The following is a 14255-nucleotide window of genomic DNA, read 5'->3' as shown; positions in this document are numbered from 1 at the left end:
CAGGGGGGTAATAAAAATTGAAATAAATTCAGGATGATGAGATGGCTAACTCACATCATTCATATTTGATTGCATTTATAGGATTTGCTGATGCAGCTCTAACCGCCTGATAACTCACGGTCAGGTAAGCAATCAAAACAATGAATCCAGCTGAGCTGAACATCATGAACCCTGTGATCTCAGTTCGAAAATCAAATTTAGATAGCCAGATATTCATCAGGTAATAGCTTAAAGGAAGGCCTATACAAATAGCGATCAACACCATTTTTACAAAGTTCCAGCTCAGCAAATTAACAATGCCTACATGACTTGCACCTAGTACTTTTCTAATACCAATCTCCTTAGTCCGCAACTCTGCACTATAGGCCGAAAGCCCAAGCAAACCCAAACAAGATATAAAAATAGACAACCCGCCAAACAAATTAGAAAGTATAGAAAGCACACGTTCCCTTTCAAACTTCTCCTGATAAAGGCTGTCCACAAATTCCAGATCCACCGGATAAACGGGGTTCATCTCTTTCGTGATCTTAGTGATGGTTGCCAAAGCTTCTTTGGTACTTCTTGCACTGTTCAAACGCATCGTAATCACGTTTGGCAAAAAGGGTCCCCATGCCACTACCATAGGCATTTCCTTTTTGGTAGGATCAGCCCAGATGATATCTTCAAACACACCAATTACAGTCCTTCGTATTCCTTCATAGAGCACCTTTTTACCAATGGGCTGTTGCAGGTTCATAGCTTTAACCGCACTGGAATTCAGCATAATTGCAGAACTATCTGAAGCAATATCTTTGCTAAAATCACGCCCTATGACCATTTTTACGCCTGTAGTATTGCTGAAATCATTTGTGGTAATGATCTGGTTAAATCTCAGGGATTTATCTGCAGGTAGCATGTCCTCCCATTCAAGCCCGCTGGTCACAGAGTTTTGTGTAGAGATGCTTGCGGTGGTTTTACACATAGAAAGCACTGCCCCAGATTGTACCAAACGGTTTTTAAGCGCATCATAATTTTGGAACAACATCCCCTCCATTGGCATTTCTACCAGCGAGGTACTGTTGTAGCCCATTGGCCTGTTTCTGAGGTACTGAAGTTGATTATAAACCACAATTGTACCGGTGATAAGCAGAACCGCAAAACTGAATTGAACTACAACAAGGGCTTTTCTCAAAGTCACCGAAGATCCATTCTGCCTGATCAATCCCTTTACAGTATCAACGGGTTGAAAAGCGGATAAATAAAAAGCCGGGTAGCTGCCCGACAAAAGTGCTGTAATGAAAACAACAACACAGAGATAGAGCCAGTTTGTAAAGCCTAAGGATTGCAGGGTAAGGTTCACATGTAACAAGTTATTGAACAGTGGCAAGCTGATCTCAACAATTGTAATTGCTAAAATGAAACTAAATGATACCATCAGAATGGCTTCCAGCAAAAACTGATGAATCAATGAGCCCCTTCCAGCTCCCATTGCCTTTTTAATGCCCACTTCTTTTGCACGTTTACCAGCCTTTGCCGTAGCAAGGTTCATGAAATTGATGCAGGCAATGATCAGGATTCCGATGGCCAGACCAATAAAGATGCGTACTTGCCCAATCTTTCCGCCCGCTGGTTTCCCGTTTATAAAGTCTCCGTACAGATTGCTTTTAAGTAATGGATAAATGAAGATTGAGGTAACTTCTTTATTGCTGTGTTGGTTTAAGAAATTGCTAATGTTCTTGTTAAAATCATCGACATTAACCCCTGAGTTTAACTTTAGTAATGTGTAAAAAGAATAATTATCCCATTGCATGGCCTTAGGAAAAATACCCACATTTTCATTGGTCGATACCAGACTCTCAAACCTGTAGCTCATGTTTTCCGGCAGGTCTTCTATAATCCCCGTTACAGTAAGATTCGCAAAATTCATGAATTTGAGAGATTTGCCGATGGCAGAGGTATTAGGGAAAAGCCTTTTTGCCGTATTGCTGGTAAGGATAACGGAATTAGGTTTTGAAAAAGCTGTTTCTGCGCTGCCGCTGATGAATTTATAACTCAATATTTTAAGAATATCCGGCTCAGCTATGCGGTTATCTACTTTCACGCTGGTTGTACCGTTGACTAGTAAGGTTTGACTTGGCCAGGTGATAAATGCCGCTGCTTTCACTCCTGCTAATTCTGATCTCATGGCCAAAGGGAGCGCATTTGGAGAAACACCAGTGGTACCAAATACCTTACCCGCTGCATCCAGAAAATTGGTTTTCACTTCATAGATGTTTTCGGCATCTTTATATTGAGTGTTAAACTTCCACTCATTAGCCACATAAAGCAACAATAACAGAGATGCGGCCAAACCAATAGCCAATCCTCCGAGATTAATTAATGTAAAACCCTTATTTTTCCAAAGGTTCCTCCAGGCAATTTTTAAACTAAGCTTATCCATGCACTGCAATATACCAAGCCAATGCCAAATTTAAACAAGCTCATTTAAAGAACAATAAAGCAAATTATAGATTCCAGGATGTACGGTAGTGAACAGCAGGTGTTCAATTCTGAACGAGAGACTATCCTTAGAAATTACTTATTAAACAAAAGCAGCAACAACGGCAAGTATGTACTTAGCCTTACTCTTAATATACGCAAGGCATTTTTAACATGGCTACGCACACTTTGCTCAGATATGTTTAACCTTTCGGCGATCTCTGCATGAGTCAAATTTTCTTTCCTGCTCAACTCAAACACTTCGCGCATCCTTGTGGGTAAATTCGCAATCTCTTTGTCAATTATCGATGTCAGGATTTTTTCTCTTACCCGATGATCTGTTTGCGATGGATAACTCTCAATAAAAGACTGAAAATGACTAATGTACTGCTCGGCTGTAGAGCTTCTGTCAATAGTATCAATAATCTTATACCTAACCGCCTTAAATAGGTACGAGGATAGCTCTCCTTTTATATCCAAAGTGGTCTTTTTCTCCCACAAACTCAGAAAAATCTCATGAATAATATCTTTTACCTGCTCTCTATCCTTAAGTTTCCTATAAGCATGCACATAGAGCAATCCTTTATACTTGTTGTACAAAGTTTCAAAGGCCTGCTGATTCCCGAATTTCATTTCTAGTAAAAGGCTAGCATCATTGTTATGCTCTACAATCATTTTAACAGTAAAGTTTAATGTTTAGATAGCGGTTACACCATAGAAGTATATCCAGAGAGGTATTCGACAAATAAAATTCTAAAGTAATTAATATATTCACAACTACATTTAATATTTATCAAAAACTAAAACAAAATCGGCAATTAATAACTTAAGATAAATGACAAACTAGTTAATTATGGCATTTATAGATTACTACAAAACCCTGGGACTAGAAAAAAGTGCTACACAGGACGATATTAAAAAAGCCTATAGAAAATTGGCCAGAAAATATCATCCCGATCTAAACCCTAATGACAAAGATGCCAATAGGTTGTTTCAGCAAATAAATGAGGCTAATGAGGCACTGAGCGATCCCGAAAAGCGTAAGAAATACGATGAATACGGGGAACATTGGAAAAATGCCGATCAGTTTGAACAGGCAAAACAATCGCAGCAACAAAACCAAAATGCATACTCTGGTGCAGGTTATCAGGGCGGCGGTTTTAGCGGTGCTGATTTTGGTGGCGAAGGATTTAGCGGTGGCGGAGATTTCTCTGATTTCTTTGAATCTTTGTTTGGCAATGCAGGAGCACAGTCAAAACGCGGAAGCCGTAAATTCAAAGGGCAGGATTACCAGGCAGAGATTAGCATATCGCTTCGCGATGCCTACAACACACACAAGCAAACGCTGGCAGTAAACGGCAAAAACCTAAGGATAACCATTCCGGCGGGGATAGCGAATGGGCAAGTAATTAAATTAGCTGGTCAGGGTGCACCTGGTGCAAATGGTGGCCCTAACGGGGATTTGTACATCACATTTATTATTGGCGACGATCTGCACTTTAAAAGACTTAACAACGATTTGTATACCACCACAGAAATAGACCTTTATACTGCCGTTCTGGGAGGTGATGTAACGGTTACTACATTTGACAGTAAAGTAAAGCTTAAAGTGGCCCCTGGAACGCAAGGCGGAACTAAGGTGCGACTAAAAGGGAAAGGTTTTCCGGTATATAAAAAAGATGGAGAGTTTGGAAACCTCTTTGTAACGTATACAGTTAAGATACCAACCGAGCTTACAGAGAAACAGAAAGAGCTTTTTAATGAACTAAAAAACCTGGGGTAAGGCATTTAAATTAAATTAATCATGGAAACAGAATTAATAACAATAACAGAATATTGCTTTAAGTATGATATTGAACCGGAGTTTATTATATCCCTTGAAGACTCAGGAATCATTTCATTAATGAAGGTTGAATCAGAAAAGTACATACATATCAGACAATTTGGTGAACTGGATAAGTACATCCATCTGCATTACGATTTGCAAATCAATATCGAGGGAATAGATGCGATTAGACATTTGCTAGAAAAAGTAGATGCGATGCAACAGGAAATTCAGGAGCTTAAAAACCAGTTGCATGTACACCAGTAAGGAGGTTCATCATCCTCCTGGTAAAACACCCGTCATACTCTTATTAAAGCTATCGTCATCCTGAAATAAATTCAGGATGACGAGCATTTTGAAGTCCCTAATTCTCAAACACCACCGTTTTATTCTTATAAACAAACACCCTATCACTCAACACCAGCCTCATGGCCTTTGCCAGAACCGCGGTTTCAATCTCTTTTCCTGACCTTACCATATCCTTAGCAGTAAACGAATGATTTACCGGAATAATCTGCTGGGCAATTATTGGCCCTTCATCCAAATCATTTGTTACAAAATGAGCTGTAGCACCAATCAGCTTCACCCCTCTTTCAAAAGCTTGCTTATACGGATTTGCCCCGGCAAAAGCAGGTAAAAAAGAATGGTGTATGTTAATTATCCTATCGGCAAAACTAGCCACAAAACGCGGCGATAGAATTCGCATAAACTTAGCCAGAATCACATAATCAGGACTATACGCATTTATCTGATCAATCATTTCCTCCTCCGGATCATTCACCCCATCAGCATAAGAAATCAAAGAAAAAGGAACATCAAAGCGCTCGCAAATCTTTTTCAGTATATCATGATTGCCAATAACCCCAACCACAGTGGCTCCCAAAGTACCAAAGTTATTGCGTACCAAAATATCGGCAAGGCAATGATATTCTTTAGTGACCATTACCACAATCCTTTTCTCGGCAACAGGATTAACATGAATAAGTGCGCCGGCAGGTAAAATCTTGCACATAGCTTCTGTAAGTAAAGCCTCATCAGAATGCCCATCAACCTCCAAACGCATAAAAAACATACTTTCGGCCTTATCAACATGTTCCCTCATAGAAACAATATTTAGTTTTGCTGCAGATAATATCTGCGAAATATCGGCAACCAGCCCTATCTGATCTTTACACTGTATTATTATTATCATCGATTGTTAAAATAGGAAAGCAAGATAATAATATTTCTTACAAGCGTGAACCTACTCTGCCGATCTAAAGTATTTTGAGTCTGCAAGGTATTTCAATATAGAATCAGGGTCTTTATCCTTTACCTCGTTAACGGTAAACTCCTGCAAATGCCCCAGCTCCAGTAAAGAACCGCAGCCAGCTTTAATAAACAAGTCCTTTAATTGCTCATTCTTTTCGATATGATAAGAATTAAAGGTTGAAAGTTTATCTATCTCGAGGTATATTTTATCCGCTTTCTGCAGCCCTGCAAGCTTTTCCAGCTTGATCCCTTCGGGAGTCCCGTTATTGGTTAAAAATAAAAAAGTATGGATAACCAGCCTGTCGCCATGTAGTTCAACCTGCAGGTATCCTGCCTTTTTATCAGAAAGATAAAACTCAATCAGGCTCCTATCGTAATCCTTATGATGCTTAATTTCCGGATTCATAAAGGTCATAAACACAATAGAATGCATAATACCGGGTGTAATATTTATCCTCTCCTGCAACCTTTTCAGGGCATGCGTTTGTATATAAACATCAAGCGGCACATCTAGCCCGGCAACCCTAAAGCCAAGTGCCGATGGTTTAACTTTAGCAAAAATCCAATTCAGTTCCTCATCAATCCAGCCCAAACGAATCATCGAATGGTTCTCTCCGTTAATAAGCATCGATATTTTATTTGTCTTAAACTCGTACAAATAAATATCATTGTAGTTGCTGGTGATCTCAAAACAGGCCGTTTCACCATAATCAGCCTTAATGATGCTCTTGTTTAAATCACTTAAAAACACAATAATATCCTGCACCAGGGTACCCATCATTTCCTGAATACTTAAATAAGCCTCGGTATCCGGAAAATAATCTTTAAACTCTTCTTTAAGGAGCGCTGCATGAGGAAAATAGTTAGCAGGAACCACATGCAGGAAATGAATAAGCAGCAATCCTTCAGAAAGAAGCATACTAAACAACACCCGCTCACCATTGTTTAAATTAATATATTGATCTTCCAGAAAAGCACTGAGCAGCTTATTAGCCTTTATAACTGTCGATTTAGAAACATCAGAGTCCGGACTTGCCTTTATTTTTAATGCCGGATACCTGGTGGCATACATATGCGCAAGAATTCGCTCGGGGAATTTCTCAAAATATCCCGGTCCAACAAGCGCATTGCAAAGTAGTTCCATACGCTCAATAAATCTTTTCTGATGCATTAATGCCTGTTTAGCTGCATCTGGATTTGAACTACCGTTCCCTTTTTTCTTCTTCTGTTTGCTCATACTTAACTATTGCGATGATCAATTTCTACTAAAATATATAACATGAGTTATAAATGGTAATTTTTAATGTAAACCATTGTTAAATAGCACTTAAACTTCACAATGCGTTAACATTGCAATGATATTTTTGTTAAAAGCAAAAGTACTATGAACTCTGTATTTAATTTTTTTAGTCCTAAAGACAAAACATTTCAACCCATGTTTGAGCAGGCAGGCAACAACCTTGTGCAAATTGCCAAAACGCTTGTTCTTGCAGTAAACACTCCTGATCAGGAAGACAGAAAAGTACACATTAAAGAAATTGCAAGATTGGAACAAGTAGGCGACGATGTTACACATCACATCCTTTTGGGCTTAAGTAAAATATTTATCACCCCGTTTGACCGGGAAGATATACATGCCCTGGCAAGTTCTCTGGATGATATTGCCGATTATATTTATGCAGCAGCCATGAATATGGACTTATACAATCTAAAAAACATAAGCAAGCCAATGATAGAACTGGCCGAACTGCTTTTAGAGATGTGCAAGGATTTAAATATCGCCATAGCTGAACTTAGGAACTTTAAAAACACCAGGCTTATTGCTGAGATATGTATTAAGATTAATAAGGGAGAAAGCACAGCAGATCATATTTGCAATACCGCAGTAGGCAATTTATTTGACCACCAAGCTGATGCTATTGAATTGATTAAACAGAAAGAGGTACTGCAAAGTATGGAAATCGCTTCTGATAAATGCGATGACCTTGCGAACGTATTGGAAACTATTCTTATAAAGAATGCATAATCGTATTAATTAATGAGGGGTTAACACGATCGTGTTAACCCCTCATTAATTACTTACCTTTTACTTACTAAACTTGTAAATAGAAGTTGTTTTATACTGTTGCCCCGGATTTAAAACCGTGGTTGGAAACGCTGGCTGATTCGGAGAATCAGGGAAATGCTGAGTTTCCAAAGCAAGTGCAGTTCTGAAATCATCCTTTGCACCGCCTTTAAATACATTTTTGCCTTGCATAAAGTTACCGCTGTAAAACTGCAACCCGGGCTCTTGAGTATAGATATCCATGATCACACCAGATTTATCACCTTTTACAGTGGCAGCATGGATCATACCTAATCCTTTAGTGCCATTTAACACATAGTTATGATCATAACCTTTACCTGCCTTTAACTGATCGTTAGCTTCTTCAATACGTTTGCCAATAGTTGTAGCAGTTGTAAAATCAAATGGTGTACCTTTTACAGTTACATTTTTACCAAGAGGGATTAAAGTAGTGTCAACCGGAGTATAAAGGTCAGCAAAGATTTGAAGATCGTGGTTTAAAATATCGCCACTACCCTCTCCGTTCAGGTTAAAGAAAGCATGATTGGTTAGGTTAACCACAGTTTTCTTATCTGTAGTAGCCTCATAATCCATTTTCAATTCATTATCATCGTTAAGGCTGTAAGTAACTTTTACTTTCAGGTTTCCAGGGTAACCTTCTTCCATGTCTTTAGACAAGTAAGTAAGTATCAAAGTTTGCGAATCAGGCATTGCTGCATCCCAAACTACCGCCTGGAATCCTTTTTTACCACCATGTAAAGTATTTTGTCCGTTGTTAAGCGCCAAAGTATATTGTTTACCATCTAAGCTAAATTTGCCTTTAGCAATCCTGTTACCATAGCGGCCAATTGTAGCACCAAAATAAGGCTCAGTAGAATTCGCAAATCCATCAACACTATCAAACCCTACTACAACATCTACAAGTTTACCATCTTTATCTGGCACAAGCAAACTAACCAGTCTGCCACCATAATTAGTAAAGGCGGCCTGTACATTGTTTTTATTTTTAAGCACATACAGATTGGTTTTTTTACCATCTATTTCCTTTTGGAATTTTGTACTATCCAATTGAACAGTTGCAGCGGTACTATCGGCCTGCGCTACATTCGAATCAACTTTTTTTGGTTCATTACATGCTGTAATTGCAAGTAAAAATATTGCAGCTAAGCCTGGTTTTAATGTTTGCTTCATTTAATATTTGGTTTTAGTTATAATGTGTTGTGTTAATTTCAATAAGCCTAAATTAATGTATTATTTTAAAAGCGCCTTCATAAGTGCAGTATTTTTCAATTAATTCTATCTTTTATACATCATTAGATGAATTCTTTTAAAAGATATAGCAAATGATTTGTAACAGAACAAACCCAGTTTCACTAATAATTGTAATAAAACAAACATTATTTGTTAATTCCACTAAAATTGTTTGTATTGAAATTCGGCCAGAGAAACCAGGATCAGGTTTCGGGAATCCTTTGGGTGTCTAACAGGTATGTGACTGGTGTACACACATATGAAACCCCGGTTTAGCTCCTGTGAGGTTTGGGTGTCAGACCCGTGGCTAATACTCCTCAATTGATGTTAAAAACTTCCAATTGATTACCCAAAAATCGGATGAGTTTTGGCTTGGTTTTAGGTTGAGAAAGTAAGCGTTTTGCGGCTTATAATATAGTCCGTTTTTGCTACACTCTGAGACCGACATTGTTCGTACCTCGTTCGACCAGAGCCGAACATGTAGCGAACCAGAGTGGCACCAGGTTCGAAGCGTTTGAACTAATCAAAAAAAAGGCAAAAAGGTTGAATGTCCGGGCCAAAATTTTACTATGCTTGCACTGTATTTACCGGTTTATTTAAAGGCCTTTAACTTCTTCAAAGCTTCCTCTGCTCTGCTTTTCACTTCACCTTCATTAAAACTGATCAGATTAACATTAACAAAATCATTGCAGTCGTACAAATAATCGAGTGAGTAATCTCTCACATCAAGATAGAGCGTATCTAAAACCTTCCCAATTTTCTCATCAAACTTTCCCGACAACCAATACTCATCCTGAGCCCTAATTTGGACAAATACACTTTCAAATTCAGGAACCTCAATTTTTTCGGAACATAACAATGAAAGCAGATATAAATACTTTTTCAGGTGTATTTTGTCTGATAACTTTATATTAGTGGCTATAACACATTTACCCGACAGAATCAGGAAATTCCAGTTTTAAACTCTGTTGCATAATGGTGTAGAAATTTGCTATCTGTAGTTGAGGTACAAATAATTTGTAACATCTTATTTCCTGCAGCTTATCAGGATTCAATCTCTTTCTCGTTCATGTTCTTAAGGATGAATTTTTAGGCAAAGCATGGCCATTACGAAGAGTTAATTCGTTTTTTAATGCTGTTTTGTTAACTTTCTTGTTGCTTTAAAACAGTAGTCATCCTGAACTCATTTCAGGACCCCGCACTAGAAAAACTCAATCAGAATGATCGAGAATAAGCGAGTAAAGAATTGCGATACGTATTTCCATATTTAATAATCATGGCTGATATTATATGAAACTTTGAAGGAGGTAGTTAGGGATTTGCTTTATTAATGCAAAAAGCGCGGTACCCAACATATCCGCTAGACTAGGTACTGGTATACCCATAACAACGAATAGTGTGCCCACGCATTTTACACGTGAGTACATTTCACCTATCCCTCTGTTTTTATTTTAAAATTACCAGTTTTTGTCTAACAAAGCGCTCGGTGCTAAATGCTCCAACTATTTTGAAGATTTCGCAAAAATATAATATTAGTCCGTTACATACATATCTTGTTTCGACTAACATATGTAGGTTTGATTCAAACAAACAAATTAGGACGACAGATTTTTTATATTCACCTACTAATTGTTGTTGGTGGTATTACCTCCAATTGTTTTTCAATAAATTCCTTTATCAACATAATGGTAGTTCTCCAATAAAATTCAAGATGTTTAAATATATTTTCTGTAGGAAAATTTTCGATTGCTAACGTTAATATCGTCTGGTTTTCTATAGGTGTCAATGTAAATCTTAGGATTGAATAGTTTTGAGGTATGTCCACAAGTCTCGATACAGAGCTAAAATGACTATATTCAAGAACGCTGTTTATGTCATACTGTAAAACGATCCCCTTATTTTCAAACTTTATATGATGAAATCCACTAATAAGAATTGGACCATTAATTTGCCAATCGGTATGAACTTCTATTTCCATTTCCGGCTCTCCCATCCATTGCCTCATTAACATGGGTTGGGTTAAAGTTCCCCATACTATTGCCGGAGAGGCGTTTATTGTAATTGTATTTTCAATTCGATTAGTCATGGTAACTTATTTGTGTTTCAACAATGTTTCTACCGTGCCTTATCAACATGAATCATTGCCTCGTCCATTCCTTTTGCGTAGTTGTTTACGGAGTAAGTAATTGGTATATCTGGCCTCAGAGGCCCATCATATCCCTTCCAGGTTTCCCAGTACCTGGTAGAATAGCCAATAACAATTTTGGTATGAGGTAGCCTAAAACCCCTTACTTCTCCATAATGATTTACGCTCCCACTAGTTGCCTCTCCCAACAAGATTGCTTTAGTGCCCCGCTTAAGCGCTACTGCATTCATTAATGCCGATGAGAAGGTTCGCTTTCCAATGAGTACATAAAACTTCCCCTTAGTGTTTAAATGGCTTTGCTCAATACGTTCAATAAAAGGGGTTAAAATACCCGAATTACCGCCACCATTATCGCGCAGATCAATAACAAGGCGTTTAGGCTTATTTTTAATGATCGCAGCAAAGAGTTCATCGTTAAAGGCAGAAAATGGGTATCCCTCTTGCTCCTGGCATTTGTTGTAATTGAAATACAACGTACCAGTTCCTGCATCATAGTTGTACCAGTAATTTCCTTTTTTCTTTTTGGAAAGCAGCATGTTTTTCGCTTCTACCAACGGCAAATTATCGACGTTTGCTCCAGCCACAGATTTAATGACTCGTTGAATCTTTTTACCATTTGGATCGGTGAAGTCAAATGTAGTCTCATCTGAATTGCTGGTAATCTGTAAACCTTTCAAAATAAGAGGATTATTAATGAAACGCAAAAAACCTGTGTCAAAGAATGAAGGATTTTCACTTTGTATGATCTCTTTGAAACGACTCATCACCTCATTAATGGCATGTCCATTCACCGCATTTAGCTGGCAAAGTAGCACGTCAGCATTGGCTGTGTCTGTTGCTGTTACATATATTCCTTCAATAAACTTGTTAAACCTAATAGGTACAACTTTGGTAAAAACCGGTTCTATATGGGTGTGTTCATCGCGAATAGCAACAGTGAGTTTGAAAAGTTCAGTGGTAAATTTCTCATTATCGGAATCTGTTAACCGGGATTTAATTGAAGCTATGTTTTTATCGAAATCTTCTTTACTGATCTTGGCAAACAGGTTGATGTGCCGCTTAGACAGCGTATCTTTTAAATATTGCAGATCTTGAAAATAATCGGCTTTTGATAATTGCTGGCAAAAACTTAAACCACTTTGAAGTAGTATGACGCAAAGGAGAATTGTTAATCTGATCATGATTGTTTATTTCATTGTATACACCAACAAGACATCTAAAATATTATAATGTTGCATAATGAATATGAAAATTATCCGAAATCTAAAGCATCTCTATTGGTTTTCCATCTACTTTATTATCACTAAAGTCCACACCTATTACACGTTCAAAAAGAAAGCGTTTCTTATTACTATGAAATGCCGGATACTCTTTATTTGTTTGAATTTTATTGCCTGTAAAAACAAGTCCATCCACAGACTTTGCATATAAAATAGGCTGATCGAAGGTATCAAACTGGTTATTCAGTATCCTTATCCCCGAGTGAAAATATTTCTTTTGATTGGTAAGATCAGGGATTTCTGGATAAATGGAGATTATGGCAGAGGTAAACTGATACATACTGGTTAAGGCATTTACAAACTTATTATCGCGAATAGTAATGTCTCTGCACGATCCTGTTTCATACCAGCCATTACTATCGCCACATAACAATATCGCACATCCGGAAGTATGGTCAAATAAGTTATTTGCTACAAGTGTAGGTTTTGGCGTACTGAACAGTGCACCTCTTGCTCTGTTGTTGCGAATGGTATTGCCCGTAAAAACAACTGACGGTGTCCATGATAAATTTTCAATTCCAATATCCTGTTTGGAAGGATCAATTACAGGATCCAGCGCTTTGGTAAATTCAATCCTGAATTCCTTAATCGGATCGGTGCTATTGCGCAATATTGGCTTAATGGACGCAATAGTATTCTTTGCATCCCATAGTTCCATGGTTTTAGACTGTATGAACTGCACTGTATCCCGTATGTTTCCCCAATCAAAACCATAAGATTGCTCATGCATGTAATTAGCAATTACCGTATGATCATCTAGTTTCTTTGTTATTTTAAGATAGGTTCCGTGGATATTAATTGCGTCGTCCATCATACCCTCGTACAAACCATTTTTAGAGACGATTTCTCCTTTGCATCCCGAAAAATGCGTTGCATCGGCCTGTGTAGTGAAATATCGCGGGTCATTTTTCCCTCTCAGGCAAACGCCAAAACCATCCATATAGATGTTTTCTGTAAGCTGTGCCAAAAGCCCCATTCCCTCTGCATAATGTACCTTTACATTTTCAAAACTGATATTTTTGCCTTTGTGAACAAAAATACCAGGCGCAGGCCGCTGCCAGCTCCTCATGGCTATTACTGTTCCGGGAACCAGTTTCTTATTCTTCCAGTGGTGTGCCATGATTTTGCCTGGCGAAACCTCACTTACGCTCTTAGTACCTACTCCAATATCACCGCTATTGAAAATAATATGTTTAGTGCCGTTTTCGAAGGCAATGCCTGATGTTGGCTGCATTTCCCATCCTTCGCCAGTGTTGTAAAAGGTGCTGTCTTTTAATTTATATTTCACCCATGGTGCAGTTTCAAATACAATATTGCCTGCTGTGGTATCATTTGAAATTATCTTGACCTGGGTAATCTGAGGCTTTTCGAAGTCTATATTCAGATCTTTTATTTTCACATTGCTGCTTTCAATTAATGCCAAAGGAAGCATACGTCCGTGAAACATTAAATCGGTGCCTTTACCAATCAAGGTAATATTGTTGAATTTTTCTATTCCTATACCTACTGTTTTTGGATTGTCCTGATCGTGATTCGAGATATAATATTCTCGCTTGATGGCACCTTCCGGATAAAAATCATACCTACCTTTTTCAAACTGAATAATCACCTTATCGAGATCCGAAGTTTTACTTTTGATCTCCTTAAGCAAAGAAGTTAGCAGAGGTGTGGTATTTTTTCCAGAATTAGGTTTTATGCCATAAGCCGATAACTTGTATATTTTTACGTTGCTTTGCGCTGTTAATGAAAAGTTTAGAGCTGTGGTTAATAAAACCAATAAGATGATTTTTTTCAAGGTGTGTAGTTTATTTTAGTTTTACGAATCTCAAAACTATTAAAAATATTGGATTGGCGAGGGATTATCAATTTTAGCAACTACTAAACAAAAAGGATAACCAGAAATTCACGAATTAACGCAATATATTGACTTGATATACTGGCACTATGAGTTATCTCGTATTATTCTATGACGTTAAAAAA

The 14255-nt window shown here is 37.8% G+C and carries 12 protein-coding genes; 3 read left to right on the top strand and 9 right to left on the bottom strand.

Annotated features, from left to right (window positions below; genetic code table 11):
- Positions 1-55 precede the first annotated feature (55 nt).
- Entirely contained in the window at positions 56-2419 is a 2364-nt protein-coding gene (locus tag HQN86_RS07005; RefSeq protein ID WP_172660273.1) for an ABC transporter permease, read from the bottom strand.
- Between the two features lie 134 nt (positions 2420-2553).
- Positions 2554-3132, bottom strand: coding sequence for an RNA polymerase sigma factor (locus HQN86_RS07000; RefSeq protein ID WP_172660272.1), 579 nt, complete (start codon positions 3130-3132; stop codon positions 2554-2556).
- A gap of 178 nt (positions 3133-3310) precedes the next feature.
- On the opposite strand from HQN86_RS07000, the gene HQN86_RS06995 reads away from it, so the two are divergent.
- Both HQN86_RS06995 and HQN86_RS06990 read left to right on the top strand, forming a co-directional pair.
- Positions 3311-4240, top strand: coding sequence for a DnaJ C-terminal domain-containing protein (locus tag HQN86_RS06995; RefSeq protein WP_172660271.1), 930 nt, complete (start codon positions 3311-3313; stop codon positions 4238-4240).
- Between the two features lie 21 nt (positions 4241-4261).
- Positions 4262-4549 carry a chaperone modulator CbpM gene (locus HQN86_RS06990; protein WP_172660270.1) on the top strand — a complete coding sequence of 96 codons (288 nt, stop codon included), beginning with the start codon at positions 4262-4264 and terminating at the stop codon, positions 4547-4549.
- 97 nt (positions 4550-4646) lie between these two features.
- On the opposite strand, the gene purU is transcribed toward HQN86_RS06990, so the two are convergent.
- On the bottom strand, positions 4647-5474 hold the full coding sequence (purU, locus tag HQN86_RS06985; protein WP_172660269.1) for a formyltetrahydrofolate deformylase: 828 nt from the start codon (positions 5472-5474) through the stop codon (positions 4647-4649).
- A gap of 51 nt (positions 5475-5525) precedes the next feature.
- On the bottom strand, positions 5526-6770 hold the full coding sequence (locus HQN86_RS06980; protein WP_172660268.1) for a hypothetical protein: 1245 nt from the start codon (positions 6768-6770) through the stop codon (positions 5526-5528).
- 147 nt (positions 6771-6917) lie between these two features.
- Between HQN86_RS06980 and HQN86_RS06975 the strand changes: the two genes are divergently transcribed.
- Positions 6918-7559, top strand: coding sequence for a DUF47 domain-containing protein (locus HQN86_RS06975; RefSeq protein ID WP_172660267.1), 642 nt, complete (start codon positions 6918-6920; stop codon positions 7557-7559).
- A 60-nt stretch (positions 7560-7619) separates the two neighbouring features.
- Here the strand turns inward: HQN86_RS06975 and HQN86_RS06970 are convergent, their stop codons facing one another.
- The 5 genes from HQN86_RS06970 to HQN86_RS06950 all read right to left on the bottom strand — a co-directional run bounded on the left by HQN86_RS06970 (position 7620) and on the right by HQN86_RS06950 (position 14070).
- Entirely contained in the window at positions 7620-8789 is a 1170-nt protein-coding gene (locus tag HQN86_RS06970) for an aldose epimerase family protein (protein ID WP_172660266.1), read from the bottom strand.
- A 652-nt stretch (positions 8790-9441) separates the two neighbouring features.
- Positions 9442-9735: a colicin immunity domain-containing protein gene (locus HQN86_RS06965; protein WP_394367890.1), complete on the bottom strand. Its 294-nt coding sequence runs from the start codon at positions 9733-9735 to the stop codon at positions 9442-9444.
- A 732-nt stretch (positions 9736-10467) separates the two neighbouring features.
- On the bottom strand, positions 10468-10935 hold the full coding sequence (locus HQN86_RS06960; RefSeq protein ID WP_172660264.1) for an SRPBCC family protein: 468 nt from the start codon (positions 10933-10935) through the stop codon (positions 10468-10470).
- Between the two features lie 29 nt (positions 10936-10964).
- Complete coding sequence (locus HQN86_RS06955) at positions 10965-12176, bottom strand: S41 family peptidase (RefSeq protein WP_172660263.1); 1212 nt, start codon at positions 12174-12176, stop codon at positions 10965-10967.
- Between the two features lie 82 nt (positions 12177-12258).
- Positions 12259-14070, bottom strand: a complete 1812-nt coding sequence (locus HQN86_RS06950; RefSeq protein WP_216854337.1) for a hypothetical protein — start codon at positions 14068-14070, stop codon at positions 12259-12261.
- Between the last annotated feature and the right edge of the window lie 185 nt (positions 14071-14255).

It is taken from the genome of Pedobacter panaciterrae (assembly GCF_013204795.1).
In the GTDB taxonomy this organism is placed as follows: Bacteria; Bacteroidota; Bacteroidia; order Sphingobacteriales; family Sphingobacteriaceae; genus Pedobacter; species Pedobacter panaciterrae.
The sequence above is the reverse complement of the archived record's forward strand: the minus strand, read 5'-3'. Positions and strand labels throughout refer to the sequence as shown.

What these genes read in the sequence shown, in the direction of transcription:
- purU (WP_172660269.1), bottom strand. Translation starts at nt 5,474, where the DNA reads ATGATAATAATAATACAGTGTAAAGATCAGATAGGGCTGGTTGCCGAT.
- HQN86_RS06980 (WP_172660268.1), bottom strand. Translation starts at nt 6,770, where the DNA reads ATGAGCAAACAGAAGAAGAAAAAAGGGAACGGTAGTTCAAATCCAGAT.
- HQN86_RS06960 (WP_172660264.1), bottom strand. Translation starts at nt 10,935, where the DNA reads ATGACTAATCGAATTGAAAATACAATTACAATAAACGCCTCTCCGGCA.
- HQN86_RS07000 (WP_172660272.1), bottom strand. Translation starts at nt 3,132, where the DNA reads ATGATTGTAGAGCATAACAATGATGCTAGCCTTTTACTAGAAATGAAA.
- HQN86_RS06975 (WP_172660267.1), top strand. Translation starts at nt 6,918, where the DNA reads ATGAACTCTGTATTTAATTTTTTTAGTCCTAAAGACAAAACATTTCAA.
- HQN86_RS07005 (WP_172660273.1), bottom strand. Translation starts at nt 2,419, where the DNA reads ATGGATAAGCTTAGTTTAAAAATTGCCTGGAGGAACCTTTGGAAAAAT.
- HQN86_RS06995 (WP_172660271.1), top strand. Translation starts at nt 3,311, where the DNA reads ATGGCATTTATAGATTACTACAAAACCCTGGGACTAGAAAAAAGTGCT.
- HQN86_RS06955 (WP_172660263.1), bottom strand. Translation starts at nt 12,176, where the DNA reads ATGATCAGATTAACAATTCTCCTTTGCGTCATACTACTTCAAAGTGGT.
- HQN86_RS06970 (WP_172660266.1), bottom strand. Translation starts at nt 8,789, where the DNA reads ATGAAGCAAACATTAAAACCAGGCTTAGCTGCAATATTTTTACTTGCA.
- HQN86_RS06990 (WP_172660270.1), top strand. Translation starts at nt 4,262, where the DNA reads ATGGAAACAGAATTAATAACAATAACAGAATATTGCTTTAAGTATGAT.